Here is a 25384-nt window from a genome sequence, read left to right as displayed (position 1 = left end):
TTGTTTATATAATAACGATTTCCGAACATAATAAGTCGGGCTAATCCTCTCAAAACGATTAGCCCGACTTTCTAGTATTTATTTGCTAGTCATCATAAATACATTCTTTATGTCAATTATTTTTTATGTCGCCAATATCTTCTACGACATAGTGCACTACAAAATTTAACACGTTTATCAACAACACCTTCTCGTGTTGTCACTTTATCTCCACATCTAGCACATATAAAGGTACGGCTACATGTATAATCAATCCATTTCGTATTTTCTAAAGAATTATTTTTATTATTTTTTGTCATAACGTCTCCGTTTCAACCCTACTCCAAATACAGTAAGAGCAACACCTAATAAGGATAAATCTGAATATTTCTCCCCTGTATGCGGTAATATTTTTTCCTCATTTTGAGATTGTGTTTGATCTTTTGATTCGAATTGGCTATATTTTGATGCATCATATCCTTTAGTATTTGTAACAGTGATTGTTATTGATACACCATCTGATGAACCATCTGGATAAGTAATTGTTACTGGTATCTTGATGATTGTACCTACTGGTGTTTCATCTGGTACTTTGACTGTAATACGCCCATTTTTATCAACATGAACTATTTTGCCCTCTAAACTTGGTTCCCCTATTTCTACAGTCATACCTTTAGGTAATGACGATCCCTCATTTATTACCGTTATTTCTTCACCTGGTTTTGCTACTTTCGGAACATATACAGGTGTTGTTTGATCTGATATTGTCGGAACACTTGGAGATGGTTTTATTACCGGTATAGATGCCGCATCATTTGGATTACTTCCTTTTTCTTTTTCCTCTTTATCAGATACGCCATCTCCGTCACTATCCGGAACTAGCGGATTGGTACCATCGTGTTTCTCGTCACCATCGTTGACGCCATCTCCGTCACTGTCTGGAACCAACGGATTCGTACCATCATGTTTTTCATCTCCATCGTTTACGCCATCGCCGTCACTGTCTGGAACTAGCGGATTGGTACCATCGTGTTTTTCATCTCCGTCGGTCACACCGTCATTGTCACTATCCGGAACTAACGGATTCGTGCCGTCGTGTTTCTCATCGCCATCGTTGACGCCATCGCCGTCACTGTCTGGAACTAGCGGATTGGTACCATCGTGTTTTTCATCTCCGTCGTTCACGCCGTCACCATCACTATCTGGAGCCAATGGGTTTGTACCATCATGTTTTTCATCTCCATCGTTCACTCCGTCGCCATCACTGTCTGGAACTAACGGATTGGTACCGTCGTGTTTTTCATCTCCATCGTTCACGCCATCGCCGTCACTATCTGGAACTAACGGATTGGTACCATCATGTTTTTCTTCTCCATCATTTACACCATCGCCGTCACTATCTGGAGCCATTGGGTTTGTGCCGTCGTGTTTCTCGTCACCGTCGGTTACACCATCGCCGTCACTGTCTGGAACTAACGGATTCGTGCCGTCGTGTTTCTCATCTCCATCGGTCACGCCGTCACCGTCACTGTCTGGTTCCAATGGGTTTGTACCATCATGTTTTTCATCTCCATCGTTTACACCGTCATTGTCACTGTCTGGAGCCATTGGGTTTGTGCCGTCGTGTTTTTCATCGCCGTCAGTTACTCCGTCGCCGTCACTATCTGGAGCCATTGGGTTTGTGCCATCATGTTTTTCTTCTCCATCGTTGACGCCATCGCTGTCACTGTCTGGAACTAACGGATTGGTACCGTCGTGTTTCTCATCGCCATCGTCTACTCCGTCACCGTCACTATCTGGAACCATTGGGTTTGTGCCGTCGTGTTTTTCTTCTCCATCGTTTACACCGTCATTGTCACTATCTGGAGCCATTGGATTCGTGCCATCATGTTTTTCGTCACCATCGTTGACACCATCATTATCACTGTCTGAAACCAACGGATTCGTGCCATCGTGTTTCTCGTCGCCGTCGTTTACACCATCACCGTCACTATCTGGTTCCAATGGGTTTGTACCGTCATGTTTCTCGTCACCATCGTTGACGCCATCGCCGTCACTATCTGGAACTAACGGATTCGTACTGTCGTGTTTCTCGTCGCTGTCGTTCACGCCATCGCCATCACTATCTGGAGCCATTGGGTTTGTACCATCATGTTTCTCATCGCCATCGTTCACGCCGTCGCCGTCACTGTCTGGAGCCATTGGGTTTGTGCCATCGTGTTTTTCATCACCATCGTTGACACCATCGCCGTCACTATCTGGAACTAGCGGATTGGTACCATCGTGTTTCTCGTCACCATCATTGACACCATCGCCGTCACTATCTGGAACTAGCGGATTGGTGCCGTCGTGCTTTTCGTCATCGTCGGTTACACCGTCATTGTCACTGTCTGGAGCCATTGGGTTCGTGCCGTCGTGTTTCTCGTCGCCGTCATTGACGCCATCACCGTCACTATCCGGAACCATTGGGTTTGTACCGTCATGTTTTTCATCACCATCGTTGACGCCATCTCCGTCACTGTCTGGAACTAACGGATTGGTGCCGTCGTGCTTTTCATCTCCATCATTGACGCCATCGCTGTCACTGTCTGGAGCCATTGGGTTTGTGCCATCGTGTTTCTCATCTCCATCATTGACACCATCGCCATCACTATCTTTAACTAACGGATTGGTACCATCGTGTTTTTCGTCACCATCGTTCACTCCGTCACCGTCACTGTCTGGTTCCAATGGGTTTGTACCGTCATGTTTTTCGTCACTATCATTGACACCATCTCCGTCACTGTCTGGAACCAACGGATTGGTGCCGTCGTGTTTCTCATCTCCATCGTTCACTCCGTCACCGTCACTGTCTGGTTCCAATGGGTTTGTACCGTCATGTTTTTCGTCACTATCATTGACACCATCTCCGTCACTGTCTGGAACCAACGGATTGGTGCCGTCGTGTTTCTCATCTCCATCGTTCACGCCATCTCCGTCACTGTCTGGAACCATTGGGTTTGTACCGTCATGTTTTTCATCTCCGTCGGTTACACCGTCATTGTCACTGTCTGGAGCCATTGGGTTCGTGCCGTCGTGTTTCTCATCTCCGTCGTTCACGCCATCACCGTCACTATCTGGTTCCAATGGGTTTGTACCGTCATGTTTCTCGTCACCATCGTTGACGCCATCTCCGTCACTATCCGGAACTAGCGGATTGGTACCATCGTGTTTCTCGTCGCCATCGCTCACGCCATCACCGTCACTATCCGGAACCATTGGGTTTGTACCGTCATGTTTTTCATCACCATCGTTGACGCCATCTCCGTCACTGTCTGGAACTAACGGATTGGTGCCGTCGTGCTTTTCATCTCCATCATTGACGCCATCGCTGTCACTGTCTGGAGCCATTGGGTTTGTGCCATCGTGTTTCTCATCTCCATCATTGACACCATCGCCATCACTATCTGGAACCAATGGATTCGTGCCATCGTGTTTCTCGTCACCATCATTGACACCGTCACCGTCACTATCTGGAACCAATGGATTCGTGCCATCATGTTTTTCATCACTATCATTGACACCATCGCCGTCACTATCCGGAACTAGCGGATTGGTACCATCGTGTTTCTCATCTCCATCGCTCACGCCATCGCCGTCACTGTCTGGAACCAATGGATTCGTACCATCATGTTTTTCATCTCCGTCAGTTACACCGTCATTATCACTGTCTGGAACTAACGGATTGGTACCATCGTGTTTCTCGTCGCTGTCGGTTACACCATCGCCGTCACTATCTGGAACTAACGGATTCGTACCGTCATGTTTTTCGTCACCATCGTTGACGCCATCGCCGTCACTATCTGGAACTAACGGATTGGTGCCATCATGTTTCTCGTCACCATCATTGACACCATCGCCGTCACTATCTGGAACCATTGGATTCGTGCCATCGTGTTTTTCATCGCCATCGTTGACGCCATCGCCATCACTGTCTAGAACTAACGGATTGGTACCATCATGTTTTTCATCACCATCGTTGACGCCATCACCGTCACTGTCTGGAACTAACGGATTGGTACCATCGTGTTTTTCATCTCCATCGGTCACGCCGTCGCCATCACTGTCCGGAACCATTGGGTTCGTGCCATCGTGTTTTTCATCTCCATCGGTCACGCCATCGCCATCACTGTCCAGAACCATTGGGTTCGTGCCGTCTTGTTTCTCATCTCCGTCGTTGACACCATCATTATCACTGTCTGAAACCAATGGATTCGTGCCGTCTTGTTTTTCGTCACCATCGTTGACGTCATCGCCATCACTATCTGATTCCAATGGATTCGTACCGTCATGTTTTTCGTCACCATCGTTGACGCCATCTCCGTCACTATCTGGTTCCAATGGGTTCGTGCCGTCTTGTTTTTCATCTCCATCGTTTACGCCATCGCCATCACTATCTGGAACCAATGGATTCGTACCATCGTGTTTTTCATCGCCATCGTTGACGCCATCGCCATCACTATCTGGAACCAATGGATTCGTACCATCATGTTTTTCATCGCCGTCGTTTACACCGTCGCCGTCACTATCTGGAACCATTGGGTTTGTGCCGTCGTGTTTCTCATCGCCGTCGTTTACACCGTCGTCGTCACTATCTGGTTCCAATGGATTTGTACCGTCATGTTTTTCATCTCCATCGTTCACTCCATCGCCATCACTGTCTGGCACTAACGGATTGGTGCCGTCGTATTTTTCTTCTCCATCGTTTACACCGTCACCGTCACTATCTGGAACCATTGGATTCGTGCCGTCGTGTTTCTCATCTCCATCAGTCACGCCGTCACCGTCACTGTCTGGATCATTTTTCGCTATACCGCTTGCGGTATCTGATACATTACCAGTATTGTCTGTTGCCGTGGCACTCACAGTACTACCGTCTTTTACTTTCTCTGCTGGAATAGTTACCACACCTGTTGTTGCATCAACTGGCACATTTGGATCACTGCTTGTCCATTGTCCGTTCTCATCTTTAGTGATAGTCACGGTTACTGGGGTGTCACTACCTTGGGGTGTATACGTAATCTCGACTGTCTTTGTATCGACATCATTTGGTGGTGTTGCCGTGACGCTGCCATCGTCGTTCGGTGTCACTATTGGGGTATTTGGGGCTGTGGTATCTGGATCATTTTTCGCTGTTCCACTTGTGGTATCTGATACATTACCAGCATTGTCTGTTGCCGTGGCACTCACGGTACTACCGTCTTTTACTTTCTCCGCTGGAATAGTCACCACACCTGTTGTTGCATCAACTGACACATCTGGATTACTGCTTGTCCATTGTCCGTCCTCACCTTTAGTGATAGTCACGGTTACTGGGGTGTCACTGCCTTGTGGGGTATATGTAATCTCAACTGTCTTCGTATCGACATCATTTGGTGGTGTTACTGTCACACTACCGTCGTCGTTCGGTGTCACTACCGGAGCACTTGGAGCTGTCGTATCTGGATCATTTCCCGCTATACCGCTTACAGTATTTGATACATTACCTGCATAGTCTGTTACCTTGGCACTTACGGTACTACCGTCTTTTACGTTCTCTGCTGGAATGATCATCACACCTGTCGTCGCATCAATTAGCACTTCTGGGTTACTACCTATCCATCGTCTGTTACGATCTCTAGTAATAATCATTGTCACTGGGTCATCACTGCCTTGTGACGTATAGGCAACCTCGATTATCTCCGTATCGGAATCACTTGGTGGTGCTACTGTCACACTACCGTCATCATTTGGTATCACCATTGGATCACTTGGAGCTATCGTATCCGGATCATGTCCCGCTGTACTACTTGTGATATTTGACACATTACCTGCATTGTCTGTTGCCGTAGCACTCACGGTACTATCGTCTTTTACGTTCTCCGCTCGAATAGTGACCTCACCTGTTGTCGTATCAACGTTCACATTTAGATCACTACTTATCCATTGTCCGTTCTCATCTTTAGTGATCGTCACGGTTACTGTGTCATCGCTATCTTGTGGTGTATACGTAATCTCAACTGTCTTCGTATCAACATCATTTGGTGGCGTTACCGTGACGCTTCCGTCGTCGTTTGGGGTTACTCTCGGAGCATTTGGGGATACTCTATCCGGAAAAGATGTTCTATCATTTGGATTCGTTCCCTCTTGTATCTCAACGCCGTCATCAAATCCATCATGATCTGTATCTTTAATTCTAGGATCTGTATGATACGTTCTTAACTCATCACGGTCAGTTAAGCCATCACCGTCTGTATCAACCTTTAACGGACTTGTATTGATAGATATTTCATAACCGTCCTCTAATCCGTCACCGTCACTATCTTTAAGCAATGGATTTGTACCTTCACCTATTTCATCACTATCAACCACGCCATCGCCATCACTATCTGGATTATTAGGGTCTGTACCATAACGGGTTTCATCTTTATCTGATATACCGTCACCGTCACTATCTATAACCCGATTATTTTTTGCTGTACCACTCGATGTAGTCGACACATTCCCTGATGTATCTGTTACTGTAGCACTCACTTGACTACCGTCTTTTACATTCTCTGCTGGAATAGTCACCACACCTGTCGTCGCATCAACTGGCACATTCGGGTTATTGCTCGTCCATTGTCCGTCCTCACCTTTTGTCACAGTGACTGTCACCGGTGTATCACTATCTTCTGGTATATAGGAAATGTCTACTTTCTTCGTATCTAAATCACTCGGTGGGGTTACTGTCACACTACCGTCATTATTGGGTGTTACTGTCGGAGCACTTGGTGCTTGTGTATCTCGCACATTCACATGTACAGGGACATCTTCACTTGAACCGTCTGGATACGTTATTGTCACAGCACCCTCTTTTAAGCCTATTTCAGATGTATTTGGCTCTATTTTCCAAGCATAACGTAAACCAGTAGTATCCACACCTAAATCTTCTGAACGACTCCACTGCTTATTAAAACGTTCAATCATTTCTTTAGGTGTTACCGCTGTATCTTTATCAACATAAACTGTTGGTTTCACTTGCGGAATATATTGCTCGGCTTGTGACGGTAAGACACCTACCGTAAATAAATTATTCACATTTGACGTTGTATCTGTATTTAAATCTGTATAATTGCTAATACTTCTATTTTTAGCATAAATTTGATATTTTTTTAACGAATCAGTCACCAATTTATCATGATTTCCCACACTAATATCAAATGCTTCATGATTATTATTTGTTGCACTGTCTATTGATAATGTATCACTCTGATTGTCATTGGTTATTGGGACATTGGGTATTGTAATATTTTGACTACCACGCTTACTTACTGGATCAACCACATCTAAAACTTTAATCGTAGAGTTGTCTTTTTTATAAACGATATTGTTTTCAAGAGAATAACCGTCTTGATTTTCTTCTGCTTTTCGTTTTTCAACCCCCTCTAACGTTCGTTGGTTTGGCTCTTTCGGTGTCGCAATCAACTCTTTCAATAAATCATCCGTATTCAACGGTATATCGTCTAACACATTGTATTTATACACAAATGTATTCGCATTCGTTTTTTCAAATCCGTATTTAGCATCAGACTGCGTGCGATTTTCAACCGTTTGATGCTCATTCGTGATAACATAAGTGTCTGTGACAGTTTGTTCAGAAATAGCTCTGGTACTCCCTGTAACATAATTATGTTTTCGACTATTAAGAACTGCAAAACTTGACATCATACCAGTAACAAATGGTAAGTCATTGTCTTCTTCCGATACAATATCACCTTCAACAATCATTCGATAGGCATCATCATGATCGTTTTTTTCCCAATTTATATATATGTTATCTAATAAAGGGTTTCCTGAACTATCGTTTAAATTAACTTCATTATTTAAAAATCTTGCTAAATCACCACCTCCATACGTAACCCTGCTGTTCCATTCTTTGTCAAATGTATCCTCTTCTCTAGACCCTAAAAATCTTGTGTTTGTTTTCCAATCTTTAGGTGATACTTCCCATTGTTTTTCCCACGGTCTATCTTCTCTTAGTCTTTCAAATTTAGAAACACTTGTCACGTTGACACCTGCTGGTACGACAAAATATAGCATCGGTCTATTCATATGTTCATGCCCTGTATTAAAAAGAATATCCCATTTAACATGTCTTTTTCCATTTTCATCTGTCGAAATATATTGTGTATATCGCACATGTGTATCAACATCGGCTAAGGTTCTGTTATCTCTAACTAATTTAAACGACCCATCCGGATAGTGCTCGGCAAATCTCCCGTATGGATTATCCACTTCTTCCCCATAAACAATACTTATTTGGTTTGTAACATCTAATCCTGGAGTTAGAATAAAAGATGCTCCAATCATGACTGAGAATGTGCCGATAGTAAATTTACGAATGCTAAATTTACTAACTTTTTTAAATATATCTGGTTTTTTCAATAGTATATCCTCCCTTTTATAAACCATAAACGGAAAACGCTACACCCCTTTAGTTAACGCTTTTTTATATACCCCATTTCTTTTGTACGAGAAAGTAGGATTTTTTAGGACATTGTGCTATAATCCCTATACGGAACTCAAAACCCTTATTTATAAACGTTTTTTCACTGATTTCTCTTATGTTTTTTATTAAGAGCATAACATTTTCTTTGTCCTAAAAAGTCTAGTTTTTTGCATAATTTTTTTGTTTATTATGCAAAATATATTAAAAACTACTCCTCTCTTTTTCAAAGAGCACAAAAAAGCAACTAGAGAGCACTTCCGTGCTCTCTAGTTGCTTTTCTCGAACTTTATTATTTGCTTGTTAAACGAATAAATTCATCAATTTTTTCTTCAACTTGTCCAAGTGCTTTTGCCCAAAATTCTTTTTTCGTTAAATCAACGCCCATTGTTTTTGCTGTGTCTTCGGCTGTTGTTACTGTTGTTGCATAAAGCATCGCTTGGTATTTTTCAACAAATCCCTCTGGTTGTTCTAAATACATCGCATATAAACCTTTAGAGAATAGTCCTCCAAATGCATAAGGGAAGTTGTAAAAACTTAAACCAGCTGAATAGTAATGTCCTTTACATAACCACATATATGGGTGCATTGCATTTTCATCTAATCCGTCACCATACGCTTCTTTTTGTGCGTTTAACATGATGTCTTCTAAATCTTTAGAGAACATAAATTTTTCTTTACGTTGTTCAAATACAGCACTTTCGAACAAGTAACGTGAGTAAATATCGACAATAATTTGTGTTGTATCTTGTAATTCTGATTCAATAAGACTTGCTTTTTCTTCGTCACTTGCTTCAGCAATCACACTTCTCATAATCAATGCTTCATTAAATGTAGAGGCTGTTTCGGCAACCGGCATTGAGTATTCCCAACTCAATGGTAGATGCTCTTGCATGTGTAAACCGTGATAAGCATGTCCTAATTCATGTGCCATTGTTACAACATTGTTTAAAGAACCGTCAAAATTCATCATTACACGAGATTGTTTGATAAATGGTAAATTGTAACAGAACGCTCCACCGACTTTTCCTTTTCTAGGGAACATGTCAATATAGTGATTATCATAAAATTCCTCTACCATATCTGCCAAGTCTTTAGAGAATTTAGAAAAATGTTTCATTAAATACTCTTTTGATTCTTCTACTGTAAATGTACGGCTTGCACCTTTTCCGATTGGTGCAAATAAATCATAAAACGGTAAACCATTCGTATGACCTAGTAATGTTGCTTTATGTTTTAAGTAGCGACGGAATGCAGGTAGAGAATCTTTAATTGCTTCTAGTAATGCATCTAATGTTTCTTTACTCATCCATGATGCTTGTAAAGTAGCATCTAAAGGACTGTCGTATCCTCTTAATTTTGTAATGTCATTCACTTGCGATTTAATATTGTTTAAGGCAAATGCTACTGGTTCTTTAATGGTACGATACATTTCTAATTCAGCTTCGTATGCACGTTTTCTCACGTCTTGGCTTTCATCATAGGCAAGGTTACGAATTTCACTTAATGTAACTGATTTACCGTCAAATTCTGTTTCAACTGTTGATGTTAAAAATTCTTGTAATTGACTCCATGAATTACCAGCACTTAAATTCATTGTCGAGATAACTTCTTCTACATCATCTGATAATAAATGTTTGTACTCTTTTTTAGCTTGTTCAAACAAGAATGCATATTGACTTAAATGTGCATCTGCTGATATATCTGTTTCTATGCTACCTAAAAATTTATTGATTTTAGCATGTACTTTAGCATATTTTGAAAATAATTTTTGTACTTTACTATTAGCTTGTAAACTCACTGTATCTGTTGTATTCACAGCTAATTGTAAAGAAGAGTAAGCATACAATTTTGAGCCTAGTATATTTGTTTCTTCTAAGTATGAGATAACTTGTTTGATTGTTTCTAAATTATCCACTAGTGTTAAATCGCCTAATGATTGATATAGACTTTCTAATTTTTCTAAATCTTGTTTATATTCTGGTGAGTCGTAGCTTTCATATAATTCTTTTAAAGACCATTCTCCGCTCATATAATCCCTCCAATTTCTTTTTTGTTAGTATATCATAAATTGTCTAAACTCGATAGTTCAACGATTGCCAATCTCTAAAATAGCATCGTAGTGAGTGACATCTTCTATGTGGTGTGCGATTTATAATAAATTCTTTTATAAAAGAAAAAACCCTCCTAAAAGGAGGTTATCACATTCTTATTGTTATGAAACAACTTTATTTCGTTGATAGAAAAATATTGCTGAACAACTTACATAGATGATACCGAATATCACAAAAAATATATCAACAGAAATATAATTAGCTAGAACCCCCCATATCAATGATGATACTGGCATAATCCCCACAGATATTGTTCCTTGTGTGGCAAATACTTTCCCTAATTGCTCGTTTGGAATAGAAGATTGGATAATAGGTGTCGTAACAGTTTGAACAATTCCCAGAAAAAAGCCCGATACTAACATACCTGCTAGTACTGTCCAATATCCACTAACAAAAAAGGACATTATTGCCATACAAAATCCAAAAAAACAGTACCCGATTATCATTTTTTGATAAGTCGCCATCCCTTTCAATACTTTATGAACAATAAATGTACTGCCAAAAAGACAGCCTACAGATAACATCGCACTAATTAAGCCTAATAAAGTAGGGTCATTTAAACTTTTAGAAATTTGTGCAGTATACACATTAAATCCTGAAAATCCAAAATTACAAATCGCAGAAGATATCGTCAACATTCTTAATAGTGGATTTGAAAAAATAATTTTAAATCCTTCAAAAACGGATTCTGACTTTTCATGATGTAACTCTTTTATTTCTTCTTTGCAATCAATCTTTTGAAATAAAGTTGCAGATAATAAAAAACTTCCTATTGAAGACAACAACAATACTATAGGACTAATCATTTTTAATACAAATCCAATCGTCCCATTAAATAAATAATCTGCTATTTTATAACCAATAGACATATAGGATTGTGCCGCTTCTAATTTTTCTTCTTTCACTAAAAGTGGAACAAACGCATCTTGCACAGGATACGTATTCATACTAAACATACAAGAAAAAAAGACGATAGCACATAAAAGAAGTGGCATAATAGGTAAACAAAACATCGCAAATAAAATCATGAGATTTCCTAACGCTTGTCCCAATTCTAGTATGACAAGTATTTTACCCTTTTTATGTCTATCAATTAAATTACCAAATAAAAAAGAGAGCATTGTCGGAGCAAAAGCAGCTGCATTAAGGGCTCCTACCCAAAACATATCTTGTGTATTTTGCATGATATACCATATCAATACAATATACACAACACTATCTCCATAATTGCTCATCAATCTCCCAAACCATAGTTTTGTAAAATTTTTATTAATTAACATTTCCATTTCCTCCTAATCATTTATTTTACAAAGATAATTTTCATTCTTCCTTTTCTTTGACATCAAAATGATGGTGATGATTATGCTACAATCCGACCTCTACATATCATCATACTGTTTCATCATAGCCATACAATATTTTCTTCCAAAAATAATTTATATCATATCGTTTTTTCGATGTATCATACGTTTTGATGTACCCCACGCTGTTCTTTTTTAAAGATTTTTCAAATAGACTAGCTCTTTAAATATCCCCATTTATATGAGCCAATTCACTCCGTTATCTCTATCAAAAAGCTGTTATATCTACAAAAATAATATCATTCTACTTTTATAAGTCAACATTTTTTCACTAAAACGATAAAATAACCTTAATTTAAATAAAAATAATGCATTTTAAGGTACCCCTTACTAAATTTTTATCATAATACGCCATAAAAACCACACTATTTCTTTCATAATATCGGTTTCTTCTTGTCAAACGCTAAAAACGTTATTGATTTAATCTTTTCAGCATATCCAATGCTACATTTGTCGGTTTATATATGACACATAGAAAAAAGAGTTAACGAAACCGTGGTAATGGTTTCGTTAACTCTTTTTTTGACTTCACTATAAGCCAATTTATTTTTTCATTTGTTGTATGACTTTTTTTAAAATATCGGGTCTGTCGGACATGATACCATCCACGCCTTTTTGAATAAGGGTGGTCATTGTTTCTTCATCGTCAATCGTCCAATATTGGACAAACATATTATGTTTTTTCAGTTTCCAAATCAAATAGTCCGTATCAAGAGGGACTGTTTCAAATGTTGGAAATTGTGCTCCCTCTACTCCGTAGTGCATAAAGAAGTCGTAACCTCCATACATAGAATAGACACTTGTTTTTGCATCTTCTTCACTCATACTTGTGTGACTTTTTGGGTCTTTGATTGAGCGATAGTAAGCTAAATTACTCTGAATAAAACTTGCGACACTAACATCTTCTACAATATCATATTTCTCAATCAGTTTCTTAATTTGACGTGCAACCTCTTTGCCTGCTTCGCCCTCATCTTTTATTTCAATAATAAATAATGTTTTCTTGGCGTATGTCGCAAATAAGTCGTCTAAAGTCATTGGAATAACTTTTTCGTGTTTTTGTTGAAAGGGCATTTTCCCTTCGGGATCAACAAATTTTGCACCAAAGTTAAAATTTTTTAACTCGTCATACGTATAGTCGATAACACGTCCAGTGCCATCACTTGTTTCATCAATCGTTTCGTTATGATGTGTTACGACAATATTATCCTTGGTTAGTCTTAAATCTAATTCCAAGGCATCTACGCCTAGTGCCATAGCTTGTTCAAAAGCATATATTGTATTTTCTGGAAATAGTTTTTTAGCTCCTCCATGTGCAATGACGAGCGGTATTCCATTTTTTGCTTTAAATTTATAAGCCAGTGGCTTCTCGGGAGATATGGCAATAAATTGTAGCACTGTATACACAATCACAAAACCTAAAAAGATATATCGTTTTTTCATTGTACTCCTTTTGCGCCTAACATATATCCTACTCCGACAGCTAGCAATGATAGTGTGATACTGCATAAAAGATACAGTGCAATCATCATGTACTTACCTAGAGTGTATAATTGAAATGTTTCAAAGGCGAATGTTGAAAATGTTGTAAATCCTCCGCATAATCCGGTGGTTAAAAAGAGTAGCCATTTTTTATTGAGTTGTTTTGAGTACCCCATACAAACACCTAAAATAAAGCTACCGATAATATTGATACAAAGTGTTTTAAGTGGGAATGTTGTTGTAAAAGGCAACCATACGCTAAGACCATAGCGACAAATCGCTCCAATACCACCGCCTAAACCAATCAATAAAATATCCATAATACTACCCTTTCTTTTTCAGACGTTTTCGCATGTTTAAAGCAAATTGAACCGCATAATAAAGTGGCGATACGACTAAATCAAACTCCCCAACATATTCTTCAATAATGGGATTAAATTTTGCTTTAAATCGAATAAGTCCACCTTCAAGATTATTTTCAATACCACCCAAATTAACACGTGTGTATCCCTGTTTTTTGGCGTATTCAACAAAGGATACATACAATAAATATTGTGGGTAAAATTGTTTATACTGTTCATCGAACCCCGCGTAAATTTGTTCTAATACATGTCCACATCCAACAGATAAACCACCTGACATAATGGCTTTATCCTCAACAGGCATGGCGTTTAAATCAGACAGACGTTTTTCTAATAAAGTTAATTCTTCCTGTAACAATTTAACTTTGCGTTCACGATAATTTCCAGACGTCATTTGAGTCGTCAATGCATTGATTTTATCCTTTAATTGTGATGTAGCTGTTGCGACGTCCATTTCAGCAATGGAAAAATCAGCTTTATCTTGGTATAACTGTTTAATTAAACGGAAATAATCTGCACCTCTTAACTGAATATGTTTACGTGCCATTGTCTTTTGAATGACGTGATTTAACAAATCCGCACCCTCCTCATCATAAGACGTGATGACAACATCTCTTTTACGAGATGCTTTGATACAATTTCGGACTTTTGATGAGAGTGCTTTTTCATCAAACTGCTCGACATCGAGAATGGCTTCAAATCTTGGTTGCACGGTGTCATATAAAGACGTTGTTAACCCTAAATAGCGAATACCTTTTTGTGTGAGTGTATTTACTTTTTCTAAACTATCAGATAAGACGGGGGAGCTTGGAAACACTTTAAATGGTGCCGATTTACGTACAATTCTTGGGTCAAATTTAATAAATAACCATTTATTCTTTTTAGCAAATTGATTTAATTCATTCATATAAAAAGAAACTAATGCTTGATTATCGTAGTCGATAATTGGTCCTCTTGGTATGTACCCAAATTTAAAACCTTTAATGGTACGAATTAAAATCAAAGCTGCTCCGACCATTTGGTTATCTTGATAAACAGCTGTACGTACAGACTGCCATTCTGATTTTACACTTGCCCACTTAGCTGTTTGTAATAAATTTCCCATTGGGTGTTGTTCAACAAATATATCGTACGATTGTTCATCAATATCTGTTTTAAATGTATACATATAAACCTACTTTCTTAATGTTTCTAAATACGCTTGAAACTGTTCTGGTAATTCAGTTGTAAACGACAATACTTCTTTACTTTTTGGATGTATAAATCCTAATGTTTTCGCATGCAAATATTGTCCTTGCGTTTTATCTTCCTCATACGGACTATATAGAGGATCCCCCACAAGTGAGTGCCCTATAAAATTCATGTGTACACGAATTTGATGTGTTCGTCCAGTTTCTAAATGTAACAAAACCAATGTTTTATCATCAAACCTTTCGAGTACTTTAAAGTGGGTAACGGCATGCTTACCGTCTTTTTGAACAGAAAATTTCAATCTATCTTGTTTATCACGTGCAATAGGCGCATCAATCGTTCCTGTTTCATGTTCAATCACTCCATGCACTAAAGCAACATATTGTCTTTCCATGGTGTGCTTTCTTAATTGATTGGCTAAAAATTGGTGTGCATCATTATGTTTAGCCACCACCAATAAACCTGTCGTGTCTTTATCAATACGGTGTACAATACCCGGTCGTACATGACCCGTTCCAGTGGATAGCGAACTTATATGATACAACAAAGCATTGACTAAAGTACCTGTTTCATGCCCTCGTGACGGATGCACAACCATTCCTTTTGCCTTGTTAATGACAACAACATCGGTATCTTGATACACAATTTCAATCGGAATATTTTCAGGTATAACGTCAATCGGTTCCTCTTCAAAAATAGATACCTCAATCACGTCATTTTCTTTAACTTTATAATTGGCTTTTTCTAGTTTTCCATTCACCATTACTTGTTCTAATTTAATAAGTTGTTGAATTTGTGAACGGCTTATCGTTAACCATTCTTGTATCACTTTATCCAAACGTTCTGTTTGATTGGTGACAATCTTTGTTTCTTTCATAATTTATCCTTTTCTTGAATCTAAAATCATGTATAAAATGAGTAGCACTGCGCCAAATGTCAAACAAATATCGGCAACATTGAATATAGGAAAATCAATAAAATCCACTTTAATCATATCAACGACATAACCTAATCGTAATCTATCAATGAAATTCCCAATAGCACCGGCAAAAATGAACATGTAAATCATTTTTTCAAGACGTCCACGTTTTTGACGGTGTATCCAATACATTAAACCGACAAGAACAACAATCGTCATAATGGTAAAAAATAACATATTACCAGATAATATTCCCCATGCTGCTCCTTTGTTTTGGATATGGTATAAAGACACAACACCATCTATAAGCGTTTGCCCTGTATGTAATGGGAAAGTTTGTACAATCCAATATTTCACAACTTGATCCAAACCAATGAGTAACAAAATCCCAATATAATAACCTATCATTTTTTCACCTCTTTTACATCGTCATTTTTTGAATTTCTTTTTCTAAACGGTCAATCCATACATGTTGTTTTTCTGCTACATGTTTTTCTTGTAAAGCATGAACAAATGCCACTTCATCGTCAATGACACGCTCTATAAAAGGATATAACATCGACACGTACAACAATATATTTTGTTGTAACACTTGTTTATTTTGTTCATCAATCGCCATATTGTCGACATATTTATCCATGCATTGATATATAGGATGCTCCAAAACCGGCACAAGTTGCGTTAACGACACACTCTGTTTTTCGCCAAACCACACCATGTCTATGTCTTGTGTGTATTGGCGTTCACATAACATTTCCAGCAAATAAGATTTCAAGAGTGGATGAAACTGTTTTGTACACAATAAATACATGGCTTGTTCTATATACGCATCAGCAGATAGTATATTGAGCATTGGCAATAAAGAACGTTGCTCTAAAAAAGATAATGCTTCAACTTTTTCGAGTTGCATCATCAACTGTTGTTGCATTTCTTCCTCTTCATTTTTTAATGCGATATGTTGTTGATTTAAACGTTGTGACAGAACCTCTAATTGATATGTGGATAATCCATATTGTTCATAATAAGCTGTCTTTTTTTCTAATGTAGACGCAGCTGTTTCTAAGTCCCACAACTCTAATAATAAACGAATGTACAAGCTGTCCCACTCTATATCCTGTGTTTCTTGTTGTATATTAGGTAAGTATGTCTTAAAAAATGCTAAAGCCTTATCCAATTCATGACTTTCCAATAATGTCGCAATATAGATCGTATATAAAGATGTATCTTTTGTTTCTTGAATGGCTTTTTCCATATAGAGAATGGCTTCAGTCATATTTGCTTCTTCAAAAGATTGCGTTGCTTTTTGTAAGAAAACATCTTTATTTTTCGGAAAGCGAATAATGTTCATCGTGTCACTCCGTTTAAGTAAGGGTTCGTAACACGTTCTTGTTGAATGGTTGTTTGGTCACCATGTCCAGATAAAATAACAGTGTTATCTGGCAGTGTCATTAAATGCTTATTTATACCTTCCATAAGTTCTGCATGAGAACTACTTGACGGTAAATCTGTTCTGCCACAACCACCTTTAAATAGTGTGTCACCGACAATGGCAAAACCGTCTTTTTCAAATAGATAAACCGTACTACCCGGAGAGTGCCCCGGTACATGTTCAATACGACAATCAAATCCCTCGATAGAAACTTCTCCCATTTCTTTGAATAAAACGTCTGCTTCTCTCACAGAAAGTGGTTCATGTCTACTTGATAAATTTAAAACAGGATTGCTTAAAAAGTCTTTTTCAATATGATGCATGTATACAGGCACTGGGTAAACATTGCGTACCTCATCTAATGCTCCTATGTGATCATAATGTGCATGTGTTAAAGCAATCGCAACGGGATTTAAATCATGTTCTTGGATAAATGCTAATAAATCTTCTGGTTGAGCACCAGGATCAAAAATCAATGTGTCTTTATTGTCTTTAACAACAAAATAAACATTTTCAGATAATAAACCTGTCGGTATTTTATAAACAATCATATATAAAATCCTTTCTTACATATCTAATTTAGTAAATGAATACGGTACTAAATCATTTAATGTTAAACTTAAAATATCATTATCTCCATTCACTAAATAAACAGGTGTTTCTGGAGAACAAAATTCAACTAAGGCTTGTCGACAAATATTACATGGTGGTAAGTAATCCTCTGTTTTCCCTGCCACAGCAATCGCCACAATATCGCCTTTACGATATCCTTGTGACGCTCCAGCAAATAAAGCACTACGCTCTGCACAACTTGTGGCACCAAAGGATACATTTTCAATATTCGCACCTTTAATCACTGTTCCGTCTTTATACAAAATCGCTGCACCTACTGGAAAATTTGAATATGGGCAATACGCATGTTGTAATGCTTCTTGTGCGTATGTCATCAATTCTTCTTTTGTCATCACAATATCCCTACCTTTAACTGTTTTGTTGTTATAGTATACCATAAATCATACGTGAAAACTAAAAAATCACTCTAATATGCAAAAGTGGTAAACTGACGTTTTTAATGTCAGTTTACCACTTTTATGGTGTGCATATCCCTTATCATAAATGGATAACACGTATTCGATTTGCCTGTTTCATCAGCCCTAAACATTACAGGCGAATTTGTTGATGTAATGCTAGTAAAGCACCAGTTTGTGCATCGGCAACAAAATCGTATGTGTATTGTGTCGTTGTCACACCACCCACAAAAACATTCATATCAAAAACATCTGAATACTCTTTTGTCATGTTGATAAACGAACCGACAATATGACCTTGTAATCGACTATCTGTTTTGGCATTTGATAAAATCGTATCACATAAATGTTGTTTGTCCAGTTGTTTTTTATATTGATACGCCGTTCCGGCTAACACAATCGTACTCAAAGCTGTTGCATATTTTATAATTTTTTTCATATATATCCTTTCCGATATAATCTAATCTTTTAATTTACCAAAAATATTTAAAACAGATATAAACATATTGATGAAATCTAAATATAATTCCAATGCACAAGATACAATAAGTGAGTTGTGTACGTGTGGTTGGTTTTCAAAATAAAGATACACTGCTTTAATTTTTTGCATATCATACGCTGTTAAACCTGAAAATATTAATAATACAACAATAGAAATCATCAACTCAATAAAATTACTTTTGAAAAGTAAGCCATTCATCAGAATAGAAATGATTAACCCAATCATAATAGGTCTTGCAATTGTTCCTATTTTTGTTAAATCTCGGTTTGTTGTATAACCATAAATGGCTAACATAGCAAACAAAGGAATAGTTGACACGAGCGCATAGACAATGCTCATCGGTTCATATAAAGCACCCACCACAGCAAATGTCACACCAGTCAGTATCGAATACACGATAAATTTCACAATATAAGACATTTTATTTTCGATTTTTTCTAAATTGATGCGTAGCGAATAAGCTAACATAATTTCAATCATAAAAATACCATAATAAAAAAATGAATTGGAAACGATGTGATAAAATAAAACCTTTGTTTTGAGTAGCATATACGCTGAAAGCGTACTAATGGCTAACCCAATCATCATCCATAAAAACGTCCTTGCAACAAATCGGTTTAGTCCTCTTTCTTGTTCCACAGAATAAATTGTTTGGTGTTCCATACCTTACCTCTCTTTCGCTTTCAATCAGTATAACAAAGATACATCTTTTTATCAATTTCATTTCTTCTTTATCCATCGACACGGTATGATAGAATCGAAAAACCCTTGACATCAACGTTTTGAAGAAGTTGATGTCAAGGGTTTTTAGTATTTAAAAATATTTATGGATATACTCTCTTATTTTCACTTTAGGGTCAATTTATTTTTATTTTTTCTCCACAAAAGCTGCTTCGACACGGTAAATACGTTGTCCTTTTGCCGAAAATTTTTGTTCATACTCTGTCATAATATTGCCTTCAAAATCACTCGTATGCAAATCTAACCACACTTGTTTTAAGTGCATGCCATATTGAGAAAAACTTGCCAATGAATACTCAAACAAACCTTGATTATCCGTTTTGAAATGAATTTCACCATTCGGAACCAAAATTTGTTCATCACTTTCTAAAAAGGTTTTGTAAGTTAAACGTCGTTTTTCGTGTTTTTTCTTTGGCCACGGATCACTAAAGTTTAAATAAATACGATCCACTTCCCCATTATCAAAAAACTCTGTCACATCTCCTCCGTTAATGTGCAATAATTGTAAGTTTGGTAAATCTTCTTCAATCAATTTATCTAAAGCTACGACTACAACACTCGTTTGTAATTCAATACCAATATAGTTAATTGTCGGATTAGCTTTTGCCATACCCACAATAAATTGACCTTTTCCTGTTCCAATTTCGATGTGAATAGGATTGTTATTATTAAAACGTTCGTGCCAACGACCTTTCCATTCTTTTGGATGTTGAACAACGTATTGTGGATGTTGTTCAATCTTTTCTTTTGCCCACGGCTTATGTCTTAATCGCATATTATACTCCTTACTCTTTTCTCCCATATAAAATGGGGCTAACATATTTGCTAGTCCCTCATTTTAACGATTTCTTATTTGTTTTAATACATCTTTTATCAGTAAAATACTATTATTCATTTGTCTGTATCGACCTTGGAAATGATTTTTCTTAATACTTATCAAGCAATCGTATAGCACGTACCATTCTAACCGCTCAATAAGGTCTTGATTTATCTCTAGCCCATAAACATCAATCCATGTTAACCAATCTTTTCTATCTACATATTGACACAAAATATTGGCAATATCTAACATTGGGTCACAAAGTTTGACCATTTCCCAATCAACCAAATACAAACGTCCTGTTTTTTCTAATAGAAAATTACGATGATTTAAATCGCCGTGACACACCGTTTTTGGTGTATCTATCAACATCACTGCTCGTTGTTGTAAATAATTGTAAACATCATTTAAAAAGTGATTTGTTCTTAAATCTGTTTGCAAATCTTCTGCATAGAGTGACAAACAATCCATTGGCGAGCAAACTTTACCGTCAATTTGTTTGAGCATTTTCAATAAAGGTTCTGATTGATGAATATCTCTTACTAAATTCAAAACGTCCATTTGAACCATTTCTTCTTCGTCTAATTGTCTAGCATCAATCCATTCCTGAGCCGTTAACACTTCGCCGTGAACCGTTCTTTTTGTCCATAATAATTTAGGTGTCATACCCTCCGTAGAAACGGCCGCTAAAAATGGTGTTGTGTTTCGTTTTAAAAATATATTTTGTTTTCCTTTAACACCCATATAGGACTGACCCGTTTCGCCACCTAATGGATATAAATCCCACTCTGAATCCATTCTATAATCCATGTTATACCCTTATTTCTTCAATTTTGCTTCTATATTTTATCAAGTTTTCTTTGAACATACAACGGAAAAATGATATAAATGAACACAATACCTATCAAAATACCTATCATTAAGCGAATATCGAACGCTATGAGCATACTCAACACACTCGCTACCAATAACTGCACTACCAATATTTTCTTTAAAAACGCTTGAAAATCACGTTTTTTTTCGTCTTTTGTATAAGGTGCAATCTCTAATAAAATATGACCTGAAAAATGTTGATACATCGGCAATAATTGATAGCCCGTCAAAAATAGCATACATACGAGTATACCACTATACAAATATACATTAGAAAATAAATATCTCAATAAAATTGTCATCCCCATTAATTGCATCGACATACTCAACTCTGCTTTTCCACGTAAAAAAGCACGTTCATACAAATAATAATAAAGACGTGTTGTTTTTGTAAAACATTTATCTAAATATGGTCGTCTTTTTACTGTTTCTTCAAAAATCGGGACATCAATAAATAATTGTAATAAACGGTATATTTGATTCATTCGCTTGATTTCTGTATCGACAATATACTCCCAATAATACAATGCTGTATCCTTTTGTAGACTATACTGCATGATACCAATAAATAAACCAACACATATCACACTCGCCCAAATATTAACAAAAAAATACAGACTAAAGACAATACCACTACTTAACATCATCGCTACAACACTTTGCCATTGCTTTAATGGTCTATTTTGTTTTAATAACCACACTTGTCTAAGTAAATCAACATACTTTAACAATATCATGACAATACACAAAACAAAAGAAACAACTACGTTCATTTTTAAAAACAATGGATACAATATGCCTACCGTACAAATAGCAATAAAACTAGGTAAACACAAACTATACACTAAACTTTTATGAATATATGGTTTCCAATCATTTTCTAGCGTACTTAAAAAGTGTTTGTCTGCTGGTTGAATAAGCAATGCTAATTTGCCGAATAAAGTCAAGCAAGACAAAATAGCGATAATGCCTATTAAAACAAGGGTTGTTTGGTCATGCGTAAATGATAATGTTTGAATAAATTGTGCATAAGATAACCCAATACCTCCCAAGGCAATCATAAGTACCAATACAAAATGATCATTAAAAACATACCTTAAATACTTGGCTAAACGCTTTTGATGATTGGCTAATCTCGTTTTAAATAATCCTTCTAAATTCATTTTGTCGCCTCATTTACCATTTGAATATACAAGTCATCTAAAGAAGCATTTGGCACTTGATATTGTTCTTGTAATGCTTGTAAATTTCCAACTGCTTGAATAATCCCGTCATGAATAAAGACAAATGTATCGCATTGTTTTTCTGCGGTCGATAAGACATGTGTAGACATTAAAACAGCTGCTCCTTTTTTCTTTTTATCTTCAATCATCGTTAATAAATGACGAATAGCTAGAGGATCTAATCCTAAAAAAGGTTCATCAATGATATAAACAGATGCATCAATCATGAAAGCACATGTAATCATAACTTTTTGTTTCATACCTTTAGAAAAATAGGCAGGAAACCAATCAAGTTTTTCCATTAAACCAAATGCTTCTAAATAGGGTTTTGCTTTGTCTAGCGCTTCCTCTTGTGATAAGCCGTAGGCAAAACCTGTGACAAAAAGATGCTCTTTTAATGTTAATTCTTGGTATAAAATAGGTGTTTCTGGAATATACGTTACTTGCTGTCTATAGGCTTTTGCGTCCATTTCCACAGTTTTTCCATTAATCGTCACTTCTCCAGAAAAAGGTTTCATCAGTCCGATAATATGCTTAATTGTTGTACTTTTCCCTGCACCATTTAGCCCAATCAAAGCAACCAATTCTCCTGAATTAACAGAAAATGTGACATTTTTTAAAACCGCATAATTTGTATAACCACCTGTTAATGCTTTTATTTCTAACATACAAACTCCTTTTCAAATAAAAAAACCAGATAATAGACAAAGCATTGTCTATTATCTGGAGAGAACTTTGCCTAACTCTCTTAATTAAAATGATAATAATAAATGTACAAGTGCTGTAATGCCTGCATCCACTACTGCAAAAAATAATGCGAATGCAATCACATTAGAAACAACTGTTCCTGTCAATCTTGCTAATTCTTTTCCTGTTGGCCAAGTGACTAGTTTCATTTCTTGAAACACACTTTTTAAAAATTTCATAATAAACTCCTTTTGTGACAAACTTATTTGTGTCTTTCCTATTTTGTTTCTTTGTGTAATGTATGTTTTGCACAATAACGGCAAAATTTCTTCACTTCTAAACGAACTGTTTTTCCTTTTTCAGTTGGTGTAACGGTATAATTACGCTGTCCGCACACTGTACACGCTAAACCTGTTTTACGTTGAACCACACATCTCACTCATCTCTATATAATCTCCTACCTATCATACCTATTTATACAACATAAGTCAACTTCTATATCATGAATATGCAGAAAAATCGTCATAAAATAAGAAGAGATTACTTTATATGATGTCTTTACCTCAATAGTATAAATATCCAACAATTATCATCAACAAACTAGCAATAATTAGATACATAAGAGTAATGACTTCTATAAAAAAACTAATATGACACATTGCATTATTATCTAGTGATAAACCTGTTTATTTCAATACATAAAAAGAGATTGCTGTTAATTCAGCGATAAACACACCTAAACAATTTACAACGAAACAAAAATATCACTATCCCATAATAGAAAAAACACCATTGTCAATGTAGATAAATACCACTTATGCATCAAATTTAAATACCTCTGGTGTATATAGACGCCATACTTTTGTGTAAAGATAACGTGTTAAAATAGCAATACCTAATGGTAAAAAAATCCAAGACACCACTGCCAAAATAGGCGATAAACCTCCATCAATAGAAGCAAATAAACCTGTTAGCCCAACTAAACCAAAACCTGCACTTGCTGGTGTTCCGACAATATGAAATGTTGGCACTAATAACGCACATAAAACAGCTGTTGTGACAATATTAATATAAACGATTGGGTGTCTAAAAACATTTGGCATCATCATTTTCATTGAAGCCAATGCTACGGCAATCGTCACACCTGGCTTATTGACTGTAAACGAATGAACAATCAATACCATAGTGGTAGAAGCTACTCCCATTGCAGATGCTCCTGCCGATAATCCTGTCAAACCAATTGCCAAACCAATCGCAACTGTTGAAATTGGAGATACAATCAAAATAGCAAAAGACACACAAATCAATATACTCATCAAATACGGTTGTAATTCGGTAAAGTTTTTAATGAGAACACCTATTTCTGTCGTAATACTTTTTACATACGGAAGTGTATATAATCCAATAACAGAAACCAACACACTTAATATCGGTATTAAAATAATATTTAATGACCCTAGTCTATCTTGTAAAACAAGAAGCAATAAAACACCTAGACTCGCAACCAACATGGCATTAATAATGTCACCTGTCCCAGCTGTTAAAAAACCATTTGCGACCGTTTTAGCATTTTTAATCAATTCTTCATTACCTAGTTCTTGTGATTGTTTCAATAAATTAGACACAACAACTGCTTTTGTTGTCACTCCAGAACCAACATACGTTGCTGCTGCAACAGAGGCAGCTTTTAATCCTTTAAATCCAAATTCAAAAGCAATTAACGCCCCCATTAAAGCAGGAATAACCGCTTGAAAAAGCACATTTGCTGTATGCCACATGAGAATAAACTCATTACCTTTAAAAAGTTGGTTTGTTAATAAAACCGATAAAATCGCATTTGGAATTAAGCCAACTAATACAGCGATCGCTGTCCCATTCAATACCTTTGTCAAAAATTGTCCTACTGTTAATTTCTTTGATTGTGTCATATACACTGTCCTTTCTTTTTTCGGCTGTATAATTTTTAGGGTTGATGGCATAAGCCAGCAACCCTAATTTTATGTAGACAAAAAGGCAATTTTCTCTTAAATTAAAAGTACGACCAAATAATAAGGAGAAATTGCCTATGTCTAATATAACAGAAATCTTACTACAATTAAAGGATAAAAACATCACATTTGATCATGAAAACATATCAGAGTGTGACATTCGACATAAAAAATCATTG

21 protein-coding genes are annotated in these 25384 nt (G+C 36.8%); all 21 read right to left on the bottom strand.

The features are described from left to right. Nucleotides 1-116: 116 nt before the first annotated feature. The 21 genes from GMA06_RS02020 to GMA06_RS01920 all read right to left on the bottom strand — a co-directional run bounded on the left by GMA06_RS02020 (nucleotide 117) and on the right by GMA06_RS01920 (nucleotide 25145). Complete coding sequence (locus GMA06_RS02020) at nucleotides 117-299, bottom strand: hypothetical protein (RefSeq protein ID WP_163546017.1); 183 nt, start codon at nucleotides 297-299, stop codon at nucleotides 117-119. Further along, nucleotides 286-8424, bottom strand: coding sequence for a YPDG domain-containing protein (locus tag GMA06_RS02015; protein ID WP_163561524.1), 8139 nt, complete (start codon nucleotides 8422-8424; stop codon nucleotides 286-288). The genes GMA06_RS02020 and GMA06_RS02015 overlap by 14 nt, the downstream gene beginning before the upstream one ends. A 353-nt stretch (nucleotides 8425-8777) precedes the next feature. Further along, on the bottom strand, nucleotides 8778-10517 hold the full coding sequence (locus GMA06_RS02010) for a M3 family oligoendopeptidase (RefSeq protein WP_163561523.1): 1740 nt from the start codon (nucleotides 10515-10517) through the stop codon (nucleotides 8778-8780). Between the two features lie 183 nt (nucleotides 10518-10700). After that, entirely contained in the window at nucleotides 10701-11879 is a 1179-nt protein-coding gene (locus tag GMA06_RS02005) for an MFS transporter (protein WP_163561522.1), read from the bottom strand. 624 nt (nucleotides 11880-12503) lie between these two features. Further along, a complete protein-coding gene (locus GMA06_RS02000; protein ID WP_163561521.1) occupies nucleotides 12504-13403 on the bottom strand; it encodes a glycerophosphodiester phosphodiesterase in 900 nt (299 codons plus the stop codon). Beyond that, complete coding sequence (crcB, locus tag GMA06_RS01995; protein ID WP_205426154.1) at nucleotides 13400-13762, bottom strand: fluoride efflux transporter CrcB; 363 nt, start codon at nucleotides 13760-13762, stop codon at nucleotides 13400-13402. Before crcB ends, GMA06_RS02000 begins: the two co-directional genes overlap by 4 nt. A 4-nt stretch (nucleotides 13763-13766) precedes the next feature. After that, nucleotides 13767-14972, bottom strand: coding sequence for a peptidoglycan bridge formation glycyltransferase FemA/FemB family protein (locus GMA06_RS01990; protein WP_163561520.1), 1206 nt, complete (start codon nucleotides 14970-14972; stop codon nucleotides 13767-13769). Between the two features lie 6 nt (nucleotides 14973-14978). Then, on the bottom strand, nucleotides 14979-15872 hold the full coding sequence (locus GMA06_RS01985) for an RluA family pseudouridine synthase (protein ID WP_163561519.1): 894 nt from the start codon (nucleotides 15870-15872) through the stop codon (nucleotides 14979-14981). A gap of 3 nt (nucleotides 15873-15875) precedes the next feature. Next, nucleotides 15876-16322 carry a signal peptidase II gene (gene lspA, locus GMA06_RS01980; RefSeq protein ID WP_163561518.1) on the bottom strand — a complete coding sequence of 149 codons (447 nt, stop codon included), beginning with the start codon at nucleotides 16320-16322 and terminating at the stop codon, nucleotides 15876-15878. A 13-nt stretch (nucleotides 16323-16335) separates the two neighbouring features. Continuing rightward, nucleotides 16336-17262: a hypothetical protein gene (locus GMA06_RS01975; RefSeq protein ID WP_163561517.1), complete on the bottom strand. Its 927-nt coding sequence runs from the start codon at nucleotides 17260-17262 to the stop codon at nucleotides 16336-16338. Beyond that, complete coding sequence (locus GMA06_RS01970; RefSeq protein ID WP_163561516.1) at nucleotides 17259-17894, bottom strand: MBL fold metallo-hydrolase; 636 nt, start codon at nucleotides 17892-17894, stop codon at nucleotides 17259-17261. Before GMA06_RS01970 ends, GMA06_RS01975 begins: the two co-directional genes overlap by 4 nt. Nucleotides 17895-17909: 15 nt before the next feature. Beyond that, a complete protein-coding gene (locus GMA06_RS01965; protein WP_345940864.1) occupies nucleotides 17910-18353 on the bottom strand; it encodes a cytidine deaminase in 444 nt (147 codons plus the stop codon). Between the two features lie 151 nt (nucleotides 18354-18504). Next, nucleotides 18505-18810, bottom strand: a complete 306-nt coding sequence (locus GMA06_RS01960) for a hypothetical protein (RefSeq protein WP_163561515.1) — start codon at nucleotides 18808-18810, stop codon at nucleotides 18505-18507. A gap of 21 nt (nucleotides 18811-18831) precedes the next feature. Next, nucleotides 18832-19536 carry a Bax inhibitor-1/YccA family protein gene (locus GMA06_RS01955; RefSeq protein ID WP_163561514.1) on the bottom strand — a complete coding sequence of 235 codons (705 nt, stop codon included), beginning with the start codon at nucleotides 19534-19536 and terminating at the stop codon, nucleotides 18832-18834. A gap of 205 nt (nucleotides 19537-19741) precedes the next feature. Beyond that, on the bottom strand, nucleotides 19742-20389 hold the full coding sequence (gene trmB / locus GMA06_RS01950; RefSeq protein WP_163546472.1) for a tRNA (guanosine(46)-N7)-methyltransferase TrmB: 648 nt from the start codon (nucleotides 20387-20389) through the stop codon (nucleotides 19742-19744). Nucleotides 20390-20452: 63 nt separating this feature from the next. Next, a complete protein-coding gene (locus GMA06_RS01945; protein WP_163546471.1) occupies nucleotides 20453-21244 on the bottom strand; it encodes a phosphotransferase family protein in 792 nt (263 codons plus the stop codon). 29 nt (nucleotides 21245-21273) lie between these two features. Then, nucleotides 21274-22470 (bottom strand): ABC transporter permease, encoded by a 1197-nt coding sequence (locus tag GMA06_RS01940; protein WP_163561513.1) that lies wholly within the window; start codon nucleotides 22468-22470, stop codon nucleotides 21274-21276. Continuing rightward, complete coding sequence (locus tag GMA06_RS01935; protein WP_163546469.1) at nucleotides 22467-23198, bottom strand: ABC transporter ATP-binding protein; 732 nt, start codon at nucleotides 23196-23198, stop codon at nucleotides 22467-22469. The genes GMA06_RS01940 and GMA06_RS01935 overlap by 4 nt, the downstream gene beginning before the upstream one ends. Before the next feature lie 84 nt (nucleotides 23199-23282). Beyond that, entirely contained in the window at nucleotides 23283-23456 is a 174-nt protein-coding gene (gene secE, locus GMA06_RS01930) for a preprotein translocase subunit SecE (protein WP_163546468.1), read from the bottom strand. 38 nt (nucleotides 23457-23494) lie between these two features. Continuing rightward, entirely contained in the window at nucleotides 23495-23647 is a 153-nt protein-coding gene (gene rpmG, locus GMA06_RS01925; RefSeq protein WP_163546467.1) for a 50S ribosomal protein L33, read from the bottom strand. 385 nt (nucleotides 23648-24032) lie between these two features. Continuing rightward, a complete protein-coding gene (locus GMA06_RS01920; protein WP_163561512.1) occupies nucleotides 24033-25145 on the bottom strand; it encodes a PTS sugar transporter subunit IIC in 1113 nt (370 codons plus the stop codon). Nucleotides 25146-25384: the final 239 nt, after the last annotated feature.

Source organism: Granulicatella sp. zg-84, from assembly GCF_010892375.1.
Taxonomy (GTDB): Bacteria; Bacillota; Bacilli; order Lactobacillales; family Aerococcaceae; genus WM01.
Note: the sequence above shows the minus strand (reverse complement) of the source record. Positions and strands in the feature narration are given on the sequence as shown.

What these genes read in the sequence shown, in the direction of transcription:
- GMA06_RS02020 (WP_163546017.1), bottom strand. Translation starts at nt 299, where the DNA reads ATGACAAAAAATAATAAAAATAATTCTTTAGAAAATACGAAATGGATT.
- GMA06_RS02010 (WP_163561523.1), bottom strand. Translation starts at nt 10,517, where the DNA reads ATGAGCGGAGAATGGTCTTTAAAAGAATTATATGAAAGCTACGACTCA.
- GMA06_RS02005 (WP_163561522.1), bottom strand. Translation starts at nt 11,879, where the DNA reads ATGTTAATTAATAAAAATTTTACAAAACTATGGTTTGGGAGATTGATG.
- GMA06_RS02000 (WP_163561521.1), bottom strand. Translation starts at nt 13,403, where the DNA reads ATGAAAAAACGATATATCTTTTTAGGTTTTGTGATTGTGTATACAGTG.
- crcB (WP_205426154.1), bottom strand. Translation starts at nt 13,762, where the DNA reads ATGGATATTTTATTGATTGGTTTAGGCGGTGGTATTGGAGCGATTTGT.
- GMA06_RS01990 (WP_163561520.1), bottom strand. Translation starts at nt 14,972, where the DNA reads ATGTATACATTTAAAACAGATATTGATGAACAATCGTACGATATATTT.
- GMA06_RS01985 (WP_163561519.1), bottom strand. Translation starts at nt 15,872, where the DNA reads ATGAAAGAAACAAAGATTGTCACCAATCAAACAGAACGTTTGGATAAA.
- lspA (WP_163561518.1), bottom strand. Translation starts at nt 16,322, where the DNA reads ATGATAGGTTATTATATTGGGATTTTGTTACTCATTGGTTTGGATCAA.
- GMA06_RS01975 (WP_163561517.1), bottom strand. Translation starts at nt 17,262, where the DNA reads ATGAACATTATTCGCTTTCCGAAAAATAAAGATGTTTTCTTACAAAAA.
- GMA06_RS01970 (WP_163561516.1), bottom strand. Translation starts at nt 17,894, where the DNA reads ATGATTGTTTATAAAATACCGACAGGTTTATTATCTGAAAATGTTTAT.
- GMA06_RS01965 (WP_345940864.1), bottom strand. Translation starts at nt 18,353, where the DNA reads ATGGTATACTATAACAACAAAACAGTTAAAGGTAGGGATATTGTGATG.
- GMA06_RS01960 (WP_163561515.1), bottom strand. Translation starts at nt 18,810, where the DNA reads ATGAAAAAAATTATAAAATATGCAACAGCTTTGAGTACGATTGTGTTA.
- GMA06_RS01955 (WP_163561514.1), bottom strand. Translation starts at nt 19,536, where the DNA reads ATGGAACACCAAACAATTTATTCTGTGGAACAAGAAAGAGGACTAAAC.
- trmB (WP_163546472.1), bottom strand. Translation starts at nt 20,389, where the DNA reads ATGCGATTAAGACATAAGCCGTGGGCAAAAGAAAAGATTGAACAACAT.
- GMA06_RS01945 (WP_163546471.1), bottom strand. Translation starts at nt 21,244, where the DNA reads ATGGATTATAGAATGGATTCAGAGTGGGATTTATATCCATTAGGTGGC.
- GMA06_RS01940 (WP_163561513.1), bottom strand. Translation starts at nt 22,470, where the DNA reads ATGAATTTAGAAGGATTATTTAAAACGAGATTAGCCAATCATCAAAAG.
- GMA06_RS01935 (WP_163546469.1), bottom strand. Translation starts at nt 23,198, where the DNA reads ATGTTAGAAATAAAAGCATTAACAGGTGGTTATACAAATTATGCGGTT.
- secE (WP_163546468.1), bottom strand. Translation starts at nt 23,456, where the DNA reads ATGAAATTTTTAAAAAGTGTGTTTCAAGAAATGAAACTAGTCACTTGG.
- GMA06_RS01920 (WP_163561512.1), bottom strand. Translation starts at nt 25,145, where the DNA reads ATGACACAATCAAAGAAATTAACAGTAGGACAATTTTTGACAAAGGTA.